General features: G+C 71.6%; 14 protein-coding genes. 7 read left to right on the top strand and 7 right to left on the bottom strand.

Annotated features, from left to right (window positions below):
• Positions 1-50: 50 nt before the first annotated feature.
• The 4 genes from ACFO60_RS24855 to ACFO60_RS24840 are packed head-to-tail and all read left to right on the top strand — an operon-like array spanning position 51 to position 5,916.
• Positions 51-353, top strand: coding sequence for a CU044_2847 family protein (locus ACFO60_RS24855; protein WP_380844006.1), 303 nt, complete (start codon positions 51-53; stop codon positions 351-353).
• Complete coding sequence (locus ACFO60_RS24850) at positions 350-2,080, top strand: VMAP-C domain-containing protein (protein WP_380844004.1); 1,731 nt, start codon at positions 350-352, stop codon at positions 2,078-2,080. The genes ACFO60_RS24855 and ACFO60_RS24850 overlap by 4 nt, the downstream gene beginning before the upstream one ends.
• Before the next feature lie 10 nt (positions 2,081-2,090).
• Positions 2,091-3,107, top strand: a complete 1,017-nt coding sequence (locus tag ACFO60_RS24845; protein ID WP_380844002.1) for an AAA family ATPase — start codon at positions 2,091-2,093, stop codon at positions 3,105-3,107.
• Positions 3,097-5,916, top strand: a complete 2,820-nt coding sequence (locus ACFO60_RS24840; protein ID WP_380844000.1) for a TIR-like protein FxsC — start codon at positions 3,097-3,099, stop codon at positions 5,914-5,916. The genes ACFO60_RS24845 and ACFO60_RS24840 overlap by 11 nt, the downstream gene beginning before the upstream one ends.
• On the opposite strand, the gene ACFO60_RS24835 is transcribed toward ACFO60_RS24840, so the two are convergent.
• Entirely contained in the window at positions 5,869-8,274 is a 2,406-nt protein-coding gene (locus tag ACFO60_RS24835) for a GH1 family beta-glucosidase (protein ID WP_380843998.1), read from the bottom strand. The genes ACFO60_RS24840 and ACFO60_RS24835 overlap by 48 nt on opposite strands.
• Before the next feature lie 302 nt (positions 8,275-8,576).
• On the opposite strand from ACFO60_RS24835, the gene ACFO60_RS24830 reads away from it, so the two are divergent.
• Positions 8,577-9,539 carry a quinone oxidoreductase family protein gene (locus ACFO60_RS24830; protein WP_380843996.1) on the top strand — a complete coding sequence of 321 codons (963 nt, stop codon included), beginning with the start codon at positions 8,577-8,579 and terminating at the stop codon, positions 9,537-9,539.
• 268 nt (positions 9,540-9,807) lie between these two features.
• Here the strand turns inward: ACFO60_RS24830 and ACFO60_RS24825 are convergent, their stop codons facing one another.
• From ACFO60_RS24825 to ACFO60_RS24800, 6 genes are all read right to left on the bottom strand, one after another.
• Entirely contained in the window at positions 9,808-10,809 is a 1,002-nt protein-coding gene (locus tag ACFO60_RS24825) for an SHOCT domain-containing protein (protein WP_380843994.1), read from the bottom strand.
• Positions 10,810-10,895: 86 nt separating this feature from the next.
• Positions 10,896-11,966 (bottom strand): PucR family transcriptional regulator, encoded by a 1,071-nt coding sequence (locus ACFO60_RS24820; protein WP_380843992.1) that lies wholly within the window; start codon positions 11,964-11,966, stop codon positions 10,896-10,898.
• Positions 11,966-12,766 (bottom strand): ABC transporter permease subunit, encoded by an 801-nt coding sequence (locus tag ACFO60_RS24815; protein WP_380843990.1) that lies wholly within the window; start codon positions 12,764-12,766, stop codon positions 11,966-11,968. The genes ACFO60_RS24820 and ACFO60_RS24815 overlap by 1 nt, the downstream gene beginning before the upstream one ends.
• The gene (locus ACFO60_RS24810; RefSeq protein WP_380843988.1) at positions 12,747-13,652 is read right to left on the bottom strand and encodes an ABC transporter ATP-binding protein; all 906 of its coding nucleotides are present in this window, start codon (positions 13,650-13,652) and stop codon (positions 12,747-12,749) included. Before ACFO60_RS24810 ends, ACFO60_RS24815 begins: the two co-directional genes overlap by 20 nt.
• 140 nt (positions 13,653-13,792) lie before the next feature.
• Positions 13,793-14,158 carry a thiol-disulfide oxidoreductase DCC family protein gene (locus ACFO60_RS24805; protein WP_380843986.1) on the bottom strand — a complete coding sequence of 122 codons (366 nt, stop codon included), beginning with the start codon at positions 14,156-14,158 and terminating at the stop codon, positions 13,793-13,795.
• A 29-nt stretch (positions 14,159-14,187) separates the two neighbouring features.
• Entirely contained in the window at positions 14,188-15,732 is a 1,545-nt protein-coding gene (locus ACFO60_RS24800) for a cobyric acid synthase (RefSeq protein WP_380843984.1), read from the bottom strand.
• A 253-nt stretch (positions 15,733-15,985) separates the two neighbouring features.
• Between ACFO60_RS24800 and ACFO60_RS24795 the strand changes: the two genes are divergently transcribed.
• Together ACFO60_RS24795 and ACFO60_RS24790 are read left to right on the top strand one after the other, a co-directional pair.
• A complete protein-coding gene (locus tag ACFO60_RS24795; RefSeq protein WP_380843982.1) occupies positions 15,986-16,945 on the top strand; it encodes an aminoglycoside phosphotransferase family protein in 960 nt (319 codons plus the stop codon).
• Between the two features lie 263 nt (positions 16,946-17,208).
• Positions 17,209-18,147, top strand: coding sequence for an alpha/beta fold hydrolase (locus tag ACFO60_RS24790; RefSeq protein WP_380844203.1), 939 nt, complete (start codon positions 17,209-17,211; stop codon positions 18,145-18,147).
• Positions 18,148-18,153: the final 6 nt, after the last annotated feature.

Raw genomic sequence — 18,153 nt, 5'->3', positions numbered from 1 at the left:
GCGAACGGCCGGAGGTCAGGAGCAATATGAGCGATCTTCTGCGATGGCGGATGGACGACGGCTCGGTGATCGTCGAGATCGACGAAGCCGATCGCGGCGGTTTCCAATCGGCGTCCATTTCCGACGACGGCATCGTCTTCGAAGCGCACGCCCGGTTCGAAGACGCGCTCCAGAACATCAAGAAGGCCGCGGCGAAGACGCTCGCCATTCTGCGGGAAGACGTGCTCAAGCCCGACGACGTCGAACTCGAATTCGGCGTCAAGTTCAACGCCGCCGTCGGCGCCGTCATCGCCAAGACCTCCACCGAGGCGCACATGACCGTCAAACTGAGCTGGTCGCGTACGCGACCATGACCGCCCCGCATGGATGGCACGCCCGCATCGAGAACGAATCGGGACACGTGCTCGGCTCCGGGTTCCTCGTCTCCCCGACCCAGGTACTGACCTGCGCGCACGTGGTGCACAGCGAGAAGGCCCCCGTGGTCGTGTTCCCCTGTGCCGCCGGAAGACCCCGGGTCCCCGCGCGCGCGTCCCTGCCATCCGTCTGGAACGAGCGTGATCGCTATGGCGACGTGACGGCCCTGACGCTGGACCACGCCATCACCTCGATCAAACCCGCCGAATTCGCTCCCCTGGACGCATTGCAGAAGACACCCGGCCCTCTGCTCTTCACGTACGGCTTCCGCAAGGAGAACGCGGCTTCCGGCTCGCACGTCGGATTGACCACGTACGCGGAGATGATGCTCGAGGACGAATGGCAGCAGATCGACGTCGTGTCCGGCCACGCCGAACGTCTCGATCGGGGGTTCAGCGGCGCGGCCGTCTACTTCGCCGGCGTCGGCGGCTCACCGTTCGCCGGGAAGGTGATCGGCATGGTCACCGACGCCGATCTGAGCCCTGACCGCCGCATCGGCCGCATGCTCCCGATCTCCTCCATCCGCCGGTACCACGAGCCCTTGGACGATCTCCTGCCACTGCCGTGGCTGGACCCGGCCGCTCGCGGGGAGCTGCGTCGCATCGTCACCGGCATGACCCTCTCCGACCGCCTCGGTTCCCTCTACCTGTGGACCTTCCGCACACCACTCGAGCGCGAGTTCCGATCGCCCTGGGACGCCGTCCGGTCGGTGGCGGAAGACGTGGACGACACCGACGCGCTCGCCAGGTTCATCGAGGCACTGCGCCGGTCGGCGACCGGCGAGGGGAAATGGCATCTCGGCGAATGGCAACGGCGGCATCTCGACCCCCCGGGACCGCACGGGTCCCCGCAGGGCGCCGTGTCCATCATCGTCAAGGTCGAGCAGAGCGGCCGCGACAAGGACGCCTTCCGGCTGTCGTTCTCGATATGGGGCACGAACGTGCCCTCGTACAACGCGGTCCTCCCGGAGCCCGTCCCGGCGAGACGCGTCCGGGCCGAGGTGGAAGGCGCGCTGCCCGACCTCATCGGCCGCGTCGAGGGCGAGAACTTCCTCATAGAGTTCGCGCTGCCCAAGCAATGGCTGCGGGGACGAGCGCGAGTGGACGAATGGTTCCGCGACCCCGAGGACAGAGCCCGGCTCGGCCTGAACTATCCCGTCGTCGTCCGCGACGAGGGTCGCATGCGCAGGGCGGGTCAGCGAGACCTCGCCATACGGCGCTGGGCGAAACTGCGCGGCCGCGGGCCTGGACGTCCCGAGCTCATCCACTGCCACGACCGGCAGGACGTCGAGCGCCTCACCGCATGGCTGTCACGCGACGAGCACGCCCTCCTCGTCCTGGCGAGATGCCCGGAGCGGACCGAACTGGAAGTGGCCCTGCGCTCAGGCGTCCCGATCATGCTCTGGTCCGCACCGGGAGCGACGCCGGGCACCTCCGCGCGGCGGCACAAGTGTCACGAGCCGGACCCGTCCTGCCGCGAGGAGGACTTTCTGAAGGAACTGGCCGGCCTCGTCACGGCCACGCATCCCGACCGGCTGCCCATGCTCGTCCGGGAACTGCGCATCGACGCGGCACATCCGGAGAACGCACAGTACAAGCGCAGGTACACGCTCTTCTGGGACGACCCGGACCGGAGCCTCCCCCCATCCCTGGCCATGCCCAACTGACGAGGTCACCGTGTCGGACTGGTACATCTACCGCGGAACAGCCGAGCCGCACGACGGCATCGAGACTCTGCCCCCACCGCCGCTCTGGCGCTCCTTCACCGCGGGTTCCCGCCTCCCCGTTCCTTCCTACCGCCCGCAGGACGCGCATCGGGCGATCAGCTACCGTCCGACCGCGGAAGCGATCGAACAGGTGAACGCCGCTCTCTATCTCCGCCGTCCGCTGCTGGTGACCGGCCGGCCGGGAACGGGCAAGTCGCAGCTCGCCGACTCGGTCGCCTTCGAACTCGGCCTGGGCCCGGTACTGCACTGGCCGATCACCAGCCAGGTCACGTTACGCGCCGGCCTGTACCACTACGATCCGCTGACCCGCCTGTACAGGCAGAGCCGCGCGGAGGCCGAGGGGGGCGGCACGGACGACGACATCGGGGAGTTCATCCGCCTCGGTCCGCTCGGCACCGCCCTGCTTCCCCATGACCGGCCTCGCGTGCTGCTCATCGACGAGATCGACAAGAGCGACATCGACCTGCCCAACGACCTGCTGACCGTCTTCGAGAAAGGCGAGTACGAGATTCCCGAGCTCTCGCGCCTGGAATCCGAGACGGCCTCCGTGATGACCGCCGACAGCGGCAGCGGCCGCGTGCCCGTCACCCGCGGCGTGGTCCAGTGCCAGGCGTTCCCGCTGGTCATCATGACCAGCAACGACGAACGGGAGTTCCCGCCCGCGTTCCTGCGGCGCTGCGTCAAGGTACGCCTCCCCCAGCCGGACGCCGAACGCCTCGGCATGATCGTCCAAGCCCACCTCGGTCCAGAGCTCTCCGAACAGAGCCGGGACCTCATCGAGCGCTTCCTGCGGCGGCGGGAGATCAGGGAACTCGCGACCGACCAGTTGCTCAACGCCGTCTACCTCCTCAGCCACACCAACCTGTCCGGCGAGGACAGGCTGCAACTGGCGGAGAGGATCACGCCGTACCTCGATCCCGGGGAGGACGAAGAGGAGACGGACGAAGTCGGCCGTCATGTCGTTTGACCGGTTCCGCACCCTGCTCATCGAAGCGGGCCTCCAGCCGACACCGTACGAACTGGCCGAGATCCTCTGGCTCGCCTGCCACATCACCCCGGCCGTCGTGGACGACAGCCTGACCTCGACGCCCGCGCCGGACGGCGGAGGCGGCGCACTTTCGGGTGACACCTCCGGCAGCGCCCTGACCGGCCGGACGCGATCCGGCTCCCTCCACGCCTCTTCCACCTCGTCGGCCCACGTCTTCGACGCACGGCGCGTCACCGTGCCGACCGCGCCCATGCTGGCGGAGGTGCTCCGCCTTCAGCGGTCGCTGAGACCGCTGAAGCGGCGCCTGCGTTCCAAGCGCCTGACCGTCCTCGACGAGGAGGGCACCGCCGAGTTGATCGCCCGCCAACATCGTCGCTCGCGCGTCTGGGCGCCGGTCTTCTCTCCCTCCTCCGAACGCGGCCTCGACCTCGCCCTGATCTTCGACACCGGTCAGGCGATGTCGGTGTGGTCGCCCTTGGAGAAGGAGCTGCAGACCATGTTCGCGCAGCTCGGAGTGTTCCGCACCATCCGCCCGTGGCGTCTGACCGACGGCGGGCATGGCCTGCGGGTCTCGACGATGACCGGCCCGCGATCACCGCGCCGCCCGGCGACGCTGGTGGACCCGTCCGGCCGGACGATCACGCTCGTCGTGAGCGACTGCTCGGGGCGTCACTGGTGGCAGGGACGCGCCCAGCCGCTGCTGCACCGGCTCGCGCTCGCCGGGCCGACGGCGATCGTGCAGCCGATGCCCGAACACCTCTGGCACCGCACGGCGGCTCCCGCCGTCCCGGGGACCGCCACGCTGGACCGGCCCTACGCGCCGAACAACGCCGTGCGTTTCCAGCCGTTCGACGAGGAACCTCCGCCGGCCGGCAGGGTGCCCGTGCCGGTGCTGGAGATCGACCCGATCTGGCTGGCGAACTGGGTCCGCCTCGTCCGCGGGGTGGCGGGGGACGGAGCCCCCGCGGCGATGACCTACGTGAGCCCGTACCGTCCGCCGTCCAGCATGCCGCTCCCCGACCTCGCTCCCGTGCCTTCGTCACCCGAGCGAGTCCGCAGATTCCGTGCGACGGCGTCCGCCGAGGCCTACCGGCTCGCCTGCTACCTCACGCGCGTGGATCTGCACCTGCCCGTGGTACGCCTGGTCCAGGCCGCGACGTTCGCCAGACCCTCGCCGAGCCACCTCGCCGAGGTACTGCTCAGCGGGCTGGTGCGCGTCAAGGACCCGGCTCGCGACGTGTACGAGTTCGTGCCGGGCGCGCGCGAGGAACTCGCCCTCTCGCTCACCCGGTACGAGCGGCGAAGGCTCGCCGGCGTCCTGCCCGCGGTCAACAGAGAGCTCGCCCGGCGCAGCGGGACCTCCCCCCAGACCTTCGCGGCCTATGTCGAAGTCGCCCCCGGCACCGGGGACCACGACCTCGTCCCGTCCGCACGCCCGTTCGGCGAGACGACGACCGACGAGAGCGCCGCACCGGCTTCGGCGAGACCTCGCGTTGATGCGCCGTCCCGGCCGCTGACGCCTTCCCGGGCGTCGAAAGCGGCGTCCGGCCCGCTCAGGGGAGAGAGCGAGCCGGCGCCCCTCGCCCCGGGTCCGTACTTCTACTTGAGCTACGCGCACACTCCCCGGCACGACCCCAACGATCGTTATGACCCAGATCAATGGGTCGAAAAGCTGTTCACCGATCTCTGCCGGCATGTCATGGCCCTGGCGGATCTGGAGCGCGGCGCGAGGCCCGGATTCATGGACCGGGAGATGACGGGCGGCCACTACTGGCCCGATCGACTCGCGGCAAGCCTCGCCACCTGCCGGGTCTTCGTGCCGCTGTACTCGCGGCGCTACTTCGAGAGCGAGATGTGCGGCAAGGAATGGACGGCCTTCTCCGAGCGCATCCTGTACCACCAGGCACGCGGTATGGAGAGAGCCGGCGCCATCATTCCGGCCCTCTGGGTCCCGGTGCCCGTGGAAGAGCTTCCCGAGGCGGCGCGATCGATCCAGTTCAACGATGCCGGCCTCGGTCCGAGATACGCCGAGCACGGGTTCTACGGGATCATGAAACTCCGGCAGTACCGCACCGCCTACGACACGGCCGTCTACAATCTCGCGCGCCGCATCGTCGAGGTAGGGCGATCCGTTCAGCTCACTCCGGTCGAGCCGCCGCACTTCGAATCCTTGTCGAGCGCGTTCCATCGTGAAAACCCCACCGGCGAACCCTCCCGGCTCTACATCGCCGTGTGCGCCTCATCCCTCTACGAGTTGCCCGAGGCTCGGGGCCCGTACCACTACGGGCACCAAACCGAAGAGTGGAACCCCTACCGGCCTCAGCTCGGCAGGCCGCTGGCCGATCACATCGCGGATGTGGCACAGGTCTGTGGCTACCGGCCCTCCACGACGCCCCTGTCTGAGCTGCCCCACGAAGAGGCGACAGCGAACGACGCGGTGCTCGTGCTGGTGGACCCGTGGGCCGTCATGTCCCCCGAGCTCCTGCCGCTCGTCCGGCGACTCGGTGACATCAGGCGTGCCGGGGGGACCGTGCTCATGCCGTGGAACGCGGACGACCCGGAGACGATGGACGCACGGCCCCGGCTGCTCGATGCTCTTGAATCCGTACTCGATCCCGGCGGCTCCGGCGAGGACGACTTGGATTGGACATCGCAGGGGCCGGCGACGCTCGACCAGTTCACCCGTGCTCTGTCCGAGATGCTCCGGGCCACGGTCCCCCGGCGTCCGGCCGGCGCACCGTCAAGCGGACCCCCGGACGATCAGTTCGGTGGGGAGGATGATCGATGAGACGGGGCCGCCGTCGAGTTGGCGCAGGAGGAGGCGGACGGCCGCGCGGGCCTGGTCGTCCAGCGGGGCGTGGACCGTGGTGAGCGGGGGGATCGTGTAGGAGGCCGCCTCGATGTCGTCGAAGCCGACCACCGCGACGTCGCCGGGCACGCTGCGGCCGGCCTCGTGCAGGGCGCTCAGCGCGCCGACCGCCATCAGGTCGCCGGCGGCGAAGACCGCGTCGAGGCCGGGATCGTCCCGCAGCAGTTCGCGCATCGCCCTGGCCCCCGACGACCGGGTGAGGTCCCCCATGGCGATCATCGAACGGCGGCCGGCGGCGCGCAGGGCCTCGCGGTAGGCGGCCAGCCGGTCCTGCGCGGCGGTGCTCTCGAGCGGCCCGGAGATCATGGCGACGCGGCGCCGTCCCTGGGCGAGCAGGTGGGCGACCGCCGCCTTGGCGCCGCCGGTGTCGTCGGCGGCCACGTACGGCACGGTCACCGGAGCCGAGGGCCGGCCCAGGGAGACGATGGGGACGCCCGTGCGCGCCAGCGTGCTCAGCAGCGGATGGGCGCCGGCGGCGGAGGCGATCACGATGCCGTCGAGGTGCCCGGCCACGACGAGCCGCTCGGCGCGCCGGCGGCTGTCGAGCGTGCCGCCGAGCATCAGCGTGACCTGCTTGCCCGACGCCTCCAGCGCGTGACCCGCCGCGCGGACGACGGCCGCGAACAGCGGGTCGTCGGCCCCGTCGGGCGTCCCCGGCACGACCAGCCCGATGGTGTCGGTGCGCTGGGTCACCAGGCTGCGCGCCGCCGAGTTGGGCACGTAGCCGAGCTCGTCGACGGCGTCCATCACGGTCTGGCGGAACTCAGGGCTGACCGTGGCCTGGCCGTTGATCACCCGGGAGACGGTCGAGCGGGACACCCCCGCCCGGGCGGCGACCTCCTCCAGGGTGGGACGCCTGGTGCGCTCGCTCCGCAGCCCGTTGTGCCGGATCACCTCTCGGTACCACAGGGCGCTGTCCTTGAGCAGCCTGCGCTGGGTGTCGAAGTCGACGTGCAGGAGGCCGAAGCGCTTGCTGTACCCCTCGGCCCACTCGAAGTTGTCCATCAGGGACCAGACCAGGTATCCCCGCAGATCGGCCCCCGCCTCGATGGCCTCGTGCGCGGCCCGCAGGTGGCTCTCCAGGAACGCGGTGCGGTCGGCGTCGTGCACGCGCTCGCCGGTCACCGCGTCGTCGAAGGCGGCGCCGTTCTCGGTGACCAGCAGCCCGACCCCGGGATAGTCGCGCGTGAGCCGCAGCAGGAGCTGGGACAGGCCCGTCGGCACGATCGGCCAGCCGGTGGCCGTCGTCGGGGCGTAGGCGCCGGTGAACTCGATGCCCTCGGTGCCGGGGTAGGCGGGGTTGGCCGGCTCGCCGGGACCGGACCGCACGACGCACGGCGTGTAGTAGTTGACCCCGAGCAGGTCGATGGGCCGGCCGATGTCCGCGAGGTCGCCGTCGCGGATGTGGCCGAGACCGGCGACGCGCTCGATGATGGGCAGCACCCGCTCGGGATACTCGCCGCGCAGCACCGGGTCCAGGAACTGCCGGTTGATGAGCGCGTCCACCCGGTCGACCGCGTCGGCGTCCTCGGGGGACGGTTCGAGCGAGGGGTCGTTCACCTGGCCCGGGGTCAGCACGGGCGCCAGGTTGACGGAGATGGTGACCTCATGGGCGCCGCCGCCGCGCAGCACCTGTACGCCGAGCCCGTGGGCGAGCAGCAGGTGGTGGGAGGCGCGGAAGGCGTCCGCCCACGAGGTGCGGCCGGGCGCGTGGACGCCGATGCCGTACCCGAGGGTGGCCGACACCCACGGCTCGTTGACCGTCATCCAGGTGCGGACCCGATCGCCGAGCCGGTCCTGCACGATCTTGGCGTAGTCGGCGAACCGGTACGCCGTGTCGCGGTCGGTCCAGCCGCCACGGTCCTCCAGCGCCTGGGGCAGGTCCCAGTGGTACAGCGCCGCGTACGGAGCGACGCCCGCCTCCAGCAGCTCGTCCACGAGCCGCTCGTAGAAGTCCAGGCCCGCCGGGTTGACCCGGCCGTGGCCGTCGGGCTGCACCCGGGACCACGACACCGAGAAGCGGTAGACGGAAAGGTCCAGCCGGTCCATCAGGCGGACGTCGTCGGCGTAGCGGTGGTAGTGGTCGCAGGCGGTGTCACCGGTGTGGCCGTCGGCGATCGCGCCCGGCGTGCGGCAGAAGGTGTCCCAGATCGACGGGCCACGCCCGTCCTCCTTCACGGCCCCCTCCACCTGGTAGGCCGCCGTCGCGGCCCCCCAGACGAACCCGTCGGGGAACGCGAGCGTCTGCCCGCGGGGTGCGGCGCTTGTCGCGGACATCCTCGGAGGCTCCCGTCTGCTGTGCTGGCGGCCGGTCGGCGCGGCACCGCGATCGGAGAACCCGTGGCGGCGGCCCGGAACTGAGGGCCGACCGGCGAGAGGCCCGGAATGCGGTGGAACGCGGCACAGCCATTCTGACCGCCCGGCCGTGCGTCCGCACCTGCGTAACGGCCCGAATGTGAGAACGGCCGGGCGTGACACCGGGCGGGAACGGCCGGCGGGACACTGAAGGGGAACAAGGAATGATCCGCCGGTGGTTGCCCATCGACGGGACATCGTCCGACGCGAAGGAGTTCACCGTCATGCATGCCATCGTCGTCTCCGACCCCGGAGGCTCTGCCGCGCTCGCCCACGCCGAGGTGGCCGATCCGGTTCCCGGCCCCGGTGAGGTGCTGGTGGACGTCGCCGCGATCGGCGTGAACTTCATCGACGTGTACCACCGCGAGGGCCGCTATCCCATCCCGACGCCGTTCATCCCTGGCTCGGAGGGCGTGGGCGTCGTCGCCGCCGTCGGCCCCGGCGTGACCGGCGTCGCGGCCGGTGACCGGGTCGGCTGGCAGGGCGTGCTCGGCGGGTACGCGGAGAAGGCCGTCGTCCCCGCCGACAGGACGATCCCGCTGCCGGACGGGATCGGCTTCGAGCCGGCGGCGGCCGTGCTCCTCCAGGGTCTCACCGCCCACTACCTCGCCACCTCGACCTACGCCGTGCGGCCGGGCGACGACGTGCTCGTCCACGCGGCGGCCGGCGGCGTGGGGCTGCTGCTCACCCAGATGGTCAAGCTCCGCGGCGGCCGGGTGATCGCCACGGTGTCCAGCGCCGAGAAGGAGAAGCTCGCCAGGGACGCCGGCGCCGACGAGGTGCTCAGGTACGAGGGCTTCGCCGACGCGGTGCGCGGCCTGACGGGCGGCCGGGGCGTGCACGTGGTGTACGACGGTGTGGGGGCGACGACCTTCGACGGCAGCCTCGCCTCACTGCGGCCGCGCGGCCTGCTCGCCCTGTACGGCGCGTCCAGCGGCGCGGTGCCGCCGTTCGACCCGCAGCGGCTGAACGCCGGCGGCTCGCTGTACATCACCAGGCCCACCCTGGCCCACTACGCCGCCACCCGCGAGGAACTGCTCGGCCGGGCGGAGGAGGTGCTGGGCTGGGTGGCCTCGGGCGAACTCAATGTGCACATCGGCGGCCGTTACCCGCTGGCCGAGGCCAAGCGCGCGCACGACGACCTGGAAGGCCGCCGCACCACCGGCAAGCTTCTCCTGCTCCCCTGACACCCGGGGTCCCACGTGGGGTCCCTGACACCCGGGTCCCCTGACACCCGGGTCCCCGACACGCGGGGTCCCCTGACACTCAGGGCTCCCCGGCACGCGGGCGGCGCCGCTTCCGGCCGATGTGCCGGCCGCTTCCCGGACTCACCCGGAGGCGGCGCCCAGGTGGAAGACCAGGACGCCGAGGTAGATGCCGCCCGCGATCGCGATCACGTGCAGCGCGATCGCCCAGGCGCGAAGTGCCGTCTCGTTCTTCATCGCGTCCTCCGCTTCAGTGGGATCCGTTGAGCAGGCGGGCCTTGGCGGCGGCGTACTCGGCGTCGTCGAGCCTGCCGTCGGCGTGCAGAGCGGACAGCCGTTCGAGCTGGCCGACCAGGTCGCTCGGCGCGGCGCCTGCCCGCGCGTCCTGCGGGGTGAAGTCGGTGAATCGCGAGCCGGCCCCCCAGGGCGTGCCTGCGGGGCGCGGGGCGTCCACCGGTCCCGCGTCGGCCGGACTCGGCGCGTCCGCCGGGACCGCCGAGTCGGCGGAGGCCGCGGAGCCCGCGGCGTCGGCGGCGTCGGCGGCGGCAGGGTCGGCAGGACTCGCGGCGTCCGCGGGGGCCGGGTCGGCGGGGCGCCGGGTCGATCGCGCGGGGCGGCGGTCCGGCGGCGCGTCCCGCGGCACGTCGCCGGGCGGGTAGTCGACCGGCGGCCTGACGTCGCGCTCGCGCCCACGGCCGCGGCCGCGGCGCCGGTCGTCCTCCTCGCCCGGCAGCACCACCGAGGTCGTCCACCGCACGGTTCCCGGACCCGTCCTCCCCCGCGAGACGGACGCCGCCTGCCCCGGCGCCGTCCCCCAGAACACCGACCGCAGGGCGCTCCGGTTGAACAGGAAGAGCAGCGGCACGCCCCCCATCAGGACGAACAGCACCCCGCAGACGACGAACGCCACCTCGACCGAGGGGGTGGACCAGGCGCTCTCCAGGAAGGCGTAGCCGAGACTGAGGAACAGGGCGGGCCAGGCCAGCATGGTCAGCCGCGGCCCCACCGGCAGGGCGCTGAAGGCGTAGACGCCGAGGCCCACGACGCCGCCGAAGATCGAGACGGGGATCAGCCAGGCGACGCCGTCAGGGCAGGGGGTGGCCACGACGTACGGGCCGCCTGATCCGCAGCTCCCGCCGATGTTCATGACCGCGCGGGAGCCGAGGAACAGGACGGTCAGGCCGCAGGAGACGCCGCCCAGCCCCACCAGGATGCCGATCGACCTTCGGACGAATTGAAGGGGGGTGATCACGCTCCGTATGGTAGGCCAGAGCCCTCATAGCGGGACAGGACTTATCACACCGACGCATCACCGGCCATCGACCGACATGCCACCGTTCATGGTGTGGCGCCGGGGGGCCAGCCGAGCAGGCGGGCGCCGAGGACGGCGGTCTCCAGGGTGAACCGCTGCGTCGGGTCGTCGGGCGAGAACCCGGTGAGCCGGCGGATGCGCTCCAGCCGGTAGGTGACCGCCCGGGTGCTGATGCCCAGTTTGCGTGCGGCGGCCGTCTGGTTGCTCTGCGCCGCGAACACCGCCTCCAGCGTCTCCAGCAAGGGCTCCGCGCCGCCCCGCGCGCCCAGCAGAGGGCCGAGGACGGTGGTCACCAGGTCCTCGATCGCCTCCCGGTCGCGTAACAGCACCGGGAAGACCAGCAGGTCGGCCGCCTTGAGGACCTGCGGGCGCAGGCCCAGCCGCTCCCCGAGCCCGATGGCGTCGCCGGCCTCGCGAAAGGAGGTCACCACCCCGCCCGGGCCCCGATGCGGGCGGCCGATGCCGACCCGCCACCCGCCGGTGAGCGAGGCGCGCACGTGGTGGGTGAACTCGCCGGTGGCCGCCGCCAGCGTGCCGGGCGCGACGCACACCAGCAGGCCGTCCCGCGCCGCGACCAGGATGTTGTGCGAGCCGAACCGGCCGATGAGCGCCTGCTCGATGCGGCGGACGATCGGATCGCCCTCGCCGATCGGCTCGGCGTCCTTGGCCACCGCGACGACGTACGCCTGGGCGAACCGCAACCCGAAGTGCTCGGCGCGCTCGGCCAGCCGGTCCGCCCGTCCTTGCAGCAGGTCGTCGATGAACTCCCGCCGTGCCTGCTCCTCCTGGCGGAGCGCGTGCTGCTGCGCCTCCTCGTACCCGTCGAAATAGGCTCCGAGCGCCCGCCGCGCCGCGCCGATCAGCGGCGTCTCGACCGGCCCTGCGGCCAGCTCGGAGGCGAGCAGGCACGCCTCCGCCAGGGAACGCATCGGCACGCCCCGCTCGGCGGCGGCCTTCCCGAGCGCGCGCAGCGCCTCGACGGCGTCGCGGCCGGGCAGGCGGCCGGTGGCCGACGCGGCGGTGAGCACCGGAAGGTACCCTTCGAGCAGGTCGGAGGGCACCCCGGTGGCCTCGCTCACATGAGCGAGTACGTCCATCACACTCCTACGTCACGCCGGTCGAAGGACAGCACAGCGGTCAGGACGAGCACGGCCGTCCCGGCGAGCAGCACCAGGGCGTCACCCACAGGAAGGCCGTTGACCAGCGGATTTCCTTCGCTGTAGTAGCGGAACGGCGACAGCCGGCTCAGCCATCTCATCACCTCGACGTCGGCGGCCAGCGCGTTCACCACGTAGCCGGCGACCGCGTACGTGCCCGCGACCGCCATGGCCGCCCCCTTGCGGCCGGTGGCCGCCCCCACGGTCAGCGACAGCGTCCCGAAGAACAGCACGATCAGGTACATCATGACGTGCGCGGCGAGGATCGAGCCGAACGGGACGCCCAGGTCCACCGAGGCGCCCACGGCGACCAGCACCAGCAGGGACACCACGGCGACGGCGAGCAGCCCGGCGGCCAGGGCCGCGAACCGCTCCAGGACCAGCCGCTTGCGGTCCAGCGGCAGCGTGAGCGTCAGCTCCAGGGTCCCGGACTCCTCGGGCGCCGCGATCGCCTTGTTGCCGAGGATCACCGCGCACATGATGAACAGCAGGGGCAGGAACAGCTGGTAGACGATCGCCTGCAGGAAGCCGCTGCCGGAGGTGATGTTCTCCATGCCGCCCAGGAGCTTGCGCACGCTCTCCGGGTACTTGGACATGGCCACCTGGCTGTAGAGGTCGGGGTTCGCCCGCATCTGCGGGAAGAAGGAGGTGTACATCGCGGCGAACGCGCAGATGCCGATCGTCCAGCCGATGAGCGCGCGGCGGTACTCGCGCAGCGTCTTACGCACCAACGTGGGCATGGTGCACGTCCTCGCTGTAGTAGGTCAGGAAGATCTCCTCAAGGTCCGGCTCGGCCGAGACCAGGTGGACGACGGTGAAGCGCGCCGCCGCCTTGATGAGCGCGTCGGGCCGGCCGTCGATCGTGCAGTGCAGGCTCGCGCCCTCGATCTTCAGGTCGCGCACGCCGGGCAGGTCGCGGAACGCGTCCTCCGGGACCGGCGCGTCGAAGTGGAGCTCCACCCTGCGCACGGCCTTCTCCCGCAGCGCGGCGACGTCCTCCACCGCGACCAGCCGCCCGCGCCGGACGATGCCCACCCGGTCGGACACGTGCTCGACCTCGGCCAGGACGTGCGACGACATCAGCACCGTGCGCCCGGACGTGCGCACCTCGCGCACCATCGCGAGGAACTCCTGCTGCACCAGCGGGTCCAGGCCGCTGGTCGGCTCGTCCAGGATCAGGAACTCCGGCTCGTGCATGAACGCCTGGATCAGGCCGACCTTCTGCTTGTTGCCCTTGGAGAGCTGGCCCATCCTGATCGACAGGTCGGCCTCCAGGCGTTCGGCCAGCGTCTCGATCATCCCCTTGGCGACGCCGCCGCGGACGCCCGCGAGGAAGTCGAGGTACTCGCTCGCCTTCTCGCGCCCCTCCAGGGCGAGCTCGCCCGGAAGGTATCCGATGCGCCCGCGGACCGCCGCGTCTCTCGGATCGGCGCCGAGCACCCTGACGACGCCGCTCGTGGGCCTGATCACGTCCAGGATCAATCTGATCGTGGTCGTCTTCCCGGCCCCGTTGGGGCCGAGGTAGCCGAACACCTCGCCGGGACGGATCTCGAGGGTGAGGTCCTCGAGCCCCCGGCGCTTACCGTAGAACTTCGTCAGTCCCTCGGTCTCCACCACTGCTGTCATGCATCGCATCCTGACGCCCGGCCCCGCGCCCGCGACAGGCGCACTCCCGGACACTTGCGCCCCAGTTCCTTTCCACACCCCGGCAACGCATTTCCTCCAGGAACCGGCAAGATCGCGCCGCCGTGCGGCGGGTCAGCTGGTCAGGTGTCTCCGCCGGCGGCGCAGGCGCCGGTACCGCCCGGCAGGCGGTGGCGGTGGCGGGCGATGAGGCGGTAGGCGCCCTCGGCGACCCAGCTCACCGGCGGCGTCAGCATCACGCGGCCGGCCGCGCGCCACACCGCCCGGGGTTGCAGCGCGAGCAGCACCGCGACGGCGCGCGCTCCATGGGCGCGCAGCCCGCGCGGGCCGAGCAGCTGCACCGACCGCGTCACCTCGTCGAGGGTCAGCCCGTGCTCGGCCAGGTCGAGCTCCTGCCAAGGACGCGTCTCGGGCATGAAGGGAAGGTGCTCGCGGCCGAGGTCCACGCACCGCCGGCAGAACCCGCAGTCGCCGTCGTACACCAGCATCCGTCGATTCTCGCACGCGCCCTGCGGGGTCAGCGTCCGCCGGGCGGTAGCACGGGCAGCCCTTCCGGCGCGCCTTCCTCCATGAGGGCGAGCAGGGCGCCGGTGTCCACGTATCGCTCGATCATGTCGCCGAGCGCGTCGAGCTGGCGTTCTCTGAGGGCCGCGAACGAGACATCGGGCGCGGGCACGAACCGCCGGCCCGCGGCCGTGGCCACCTCGGCCAGGAACGCGCGGCGGAACCCGTCGTTCTCCAGTGCTCCGTGCCACGTCGTCCCCCACACCGCCCCGACGCGGCAGCCGTCCAGAAACGGCTCAACCCGGGCGCCGTCCAATAGCGACGCGGCCCTACCGCCGTGGCCGTTCCAGGAGGAGACGGTCACGGCACCGTGGTGGATCTCGTACGCCTCGACGCGGCAGCCGTACGCCTCGCCGACCGGCCGGGCCAGGGTCTTCTCGGCGGCGAACTCGACGGTCGCGGGCAGCAGCCCGAGCCCTTCGACCAGCCCGGCGCCCGACTCGACCTCGTCGCGGATGGAGCGGGCGAGCATCTGGTAGCCGCCGCAGATGCCGAGGATCGGCCCTCGCCTCGCCAGCAGTTCCGCGGCGAGGCCGGTGCCGCGCAGCCACTCCAGATCGGCGACGGTGGCCCGCGAGCCCGGCAGGACGACCAGGTCGGCCTCCCGGATCTCGCCGGCCTCGGCGGCGGAGGAGACGAACCGCACCACGACTCCCGGCTCGGCGGCGAGCGCGTCCACGTCGGTGAAGTTCGAGATGCGGGGATACCGGACCACCGCCACCCGCAGGACGTCCCCGCCCACCGGACCCGGCACCGCCGCGTGGCGCCGGCCGTCCAGGGCGAGGGAGTCCTCCAGGTCCATCCACAGCCCGTCCAGCCACGGCAGCACTCCGTACACCGGCCGCCCCGTCAGCTCACGCAGCATGTCCAGCCCGGGTTCGAGCAGTTCCCCGGCCCCCCGGAACTTGTTGATCAGAAAACCGCTGATGAGCGCCTGATCGCCGGCGTCGAGCAGGGCGAGCGTGCCGTACAGCGCGGCGAACACCCCGCCCCTGTCGATGTCCCCCACGACGACCACCGGGATGTCCGCGGCCCGTGCGAGCCCCATGTTGGCGATGTCCCCGCGACGCAGGTTGATCTCGGCGGGGCTGCCCGCGCCCTCGCACACCACCACGTCGTACGCCGCGCGCAGCCGGTGGTAGGACTCCAGGGCGACCTGCCTGAGGTGGTCTTTGTAGGCGCCGTACTCCATCGCGTCGACGTCGGCGAGCGGCTTGCCGAGCACGACCACCTGGCTGCGCCGGTCGCTGCCCGGCTTGAGCAGGATGGGGTTCATGTCGGCCGTCGGCGCAACCCCGGCCGCCTGCGCCTGAGCGACCTGCGCCCTGCCGATCTCGGCGCCGTCGGCGGTCACGAACGAGTTGAGCGACATGTTCTGCGCCTTGAACGGCGCCACGCGGACGCCGCGGCGGGCCAGCCAGCGGCAGATGCCCGCCGTGACGACGCTCTTGCCCGCGTCCGACGTCGTCCCCGCGACCAGCAGCGTCCCTTTTGGCACGGACCAAGGATGCCAGGGACGCTCCCGGCACCGGAACCCGCGGTGACCCCAGGCAAATTGAGTGGCCGTCACCTGGGCCTTTCCACTTTGATGGTGGCACCCATCCCATCCATCCCGTCTCGGCGTCGGGGAAAGCGAGGCGACATGAACGTCGTACCAGCGAATGAGGCGAGATGAACGGCGCCTCAGTGAGGGGGACGGCATGACCGCCGTCCCGAACTCCGTTCCGAACTCCACCCAAGAGGGAAGGCGCGTGAACGCCGCCCCCGCGACGGGCGTGCGACGGCCCTGGCAGGACGTGCCGGACGAGTTGCGCCACGCCATCGAGTCCCACATGGCGTCCGAGGTCGCCCAGGCCGTGACGCAGACCGGCGGATTCTCCCCCGGCGTGGCCGCCAGGCTGCTGTTCCAGGACGGCCGCCGCGCCTTCGTCAAGGCCGTCGGCCCGCTGCCCAACCCGCACAGCGCGGACATCCACCGGGCCGAGGCGCGCGTCGCCGCGCTGCTCCCGCCCGAGGCGCCGGCGCCTCGGCTGCTCGCCTCCTTCGACCTCGACGGCTGGGTGGCGCTGCTCTTCCAGGACATCGAGGGCCGCCAGCCCGCGCAGCCGTGGCGGGCCGACGAGCTCGGGCGGGTCCTGGACACTCTGGACGAGATGGCCACGCGGCTGACGCCGTCCCCGATCGCCGCCCCGTCCGCGCGCGAGCGGCTCACCGGCATGTTCGAGAACTGGCGCACCGTGGCCGCCGCCCGCGACAAGGGCGAGGACGACCTCGCCGGCCTGAGCCCCTGGGTGGTCGCGCACCTCGACGACCTGGCGGAACTGGAGAGCCGATGGCCCGAGGCGGCGGTGGGCGACACGCTCGTCCACGGTGACATCCGCGCCGACAACCTGCTGCTGACCGACGACCAGGTCTTCGTGGTCGACTGGCCGTGGGCGTTCCTCGGGCCGCGGTGGTTCGACGTGGCCGCGATGCTGCCCAGCGTGCGGATGCAGGGCGGACCGCCCCCCGAGCAGGTGGTCGCCGAGCACCGGGTGACACGAGAGGCCGACCCTGCCGCGCTGACCAGCGTCCTGGCCGCGTTCGCCGGCTACTTCGCCTGCCAGGCGCGCCTGCCCGCCCCGCCGGGACTGCCCACCTTGCGCGCTTTCCAGCACGCTCAGGGCCAGGCTGCCCTCGAGTGGCTACGCGAGCGAACCGCCTGGTCCTGACCCGCCCACGCGCAAGCCGCACCACCGCGCCCCTCGACCAGCCGCGCGAGGGGCGCGACCGGCGAGCACTCAACCGCTCGCCCGCTTCACCGCTTGCCGTCGATCAGGGCTTCACGTCGAGGAGTCCCCTGGCGCGTACCGCGCGGAAAGCTCAGAATCCAGACGCCGATCGCCTTTCGGGGATAATCCAATTATACCATGGAATTCCGCTATTCGCACATTTGCTATCAATGCACGGAATTCACTACCTTTAACCCGTGGGAATGACAGAAGGAATGCACGTCGCCTCTGGCGACCTGCGGCTATGGACGGAAAGATTCGGCGATTCCCGGAACCCGGCGGTTCTGCTCGTCATGGGCACTTCAGCACCGGGCATCGGATGGCCTGAGGAACTGGTGGAAACGCTCGTCGACGGCGGACTACAAGTCGTCCGTTTCGACCATCGAGACACCGGGCGATCCACCTGCGTGAACTTCGCCGAGCATCCCTACACGCTGGCGGACATGGCGGCCGACGCCATCGCCGTCCTGGACGGGCACGGCATCGCCGCCGCGCATGTCGTGGGCGCGTCGCTCGGCGGGGCGATCGCACAATGGCTGGCGGCGCACGTCCCCGCGCGCGTGCTCAGCCTGACCGTGATCATGTCCGGCCCGATGGGCCACAGCGCCGGGCCCGCGTGGGCGCGCGCCCTGGCGGGGCAGGCGCCCGATCCCGACGACCTGCCGCCGCCCGCGCCGGCGTTCCTGCGGCACCTCGCCTGGCGGGCGGGCCGGCCCCAGTCGACCCGTGAGGACCACCTCGCCGCGAGCCTCGAGACCTGGCGGGTGCTGAACGGCGACGTCCTCCCCTTCGACGAGCAGGCCGCTCGACGATTCCTGGAATCCGCCTATGACCAGGCCGACGACCCCGCCGCGGCCGCGAACCACGATCTGGCCGGGAGGCAGATGACCGAGGACCGGCTGGTGCCGCTGTCCTCGATCACGGCGCCGACGCTCGTCGTCCACGGCGCCGAAGACCCTCTCCGGCCGCTGCCGCACGGCGAGGCGATCGCGGCCCAGATCCCACGAGCGCGCCTGCGGACGATCCCCGGCATGGGACACGGCTTCTTCTCCCCCAGCCTGCCCGGCCAGATCGCCGAAGCCGTCCTCGACCACATCACGCCACAGCCCGCCCGTCCGTCAGAAGAGCGGAAACCCGCCTGAACGGCT

Source organism: Sphaerisporangium dianthi (genome assembly GCF_042654065.1).
GTDB classification, from domain to species: domain Bacteria; phylum Actinomycetota; class Actinomycetes; order Streptosporangiales; family Streptosporangiaceae; genus Sphaerisporangium; species Sphaerisporangium dianthi.
Note: the sequence above shows the minus strand (reverse complement) of the source record. Positions and strands in the feature narration are given on the sequence as shown.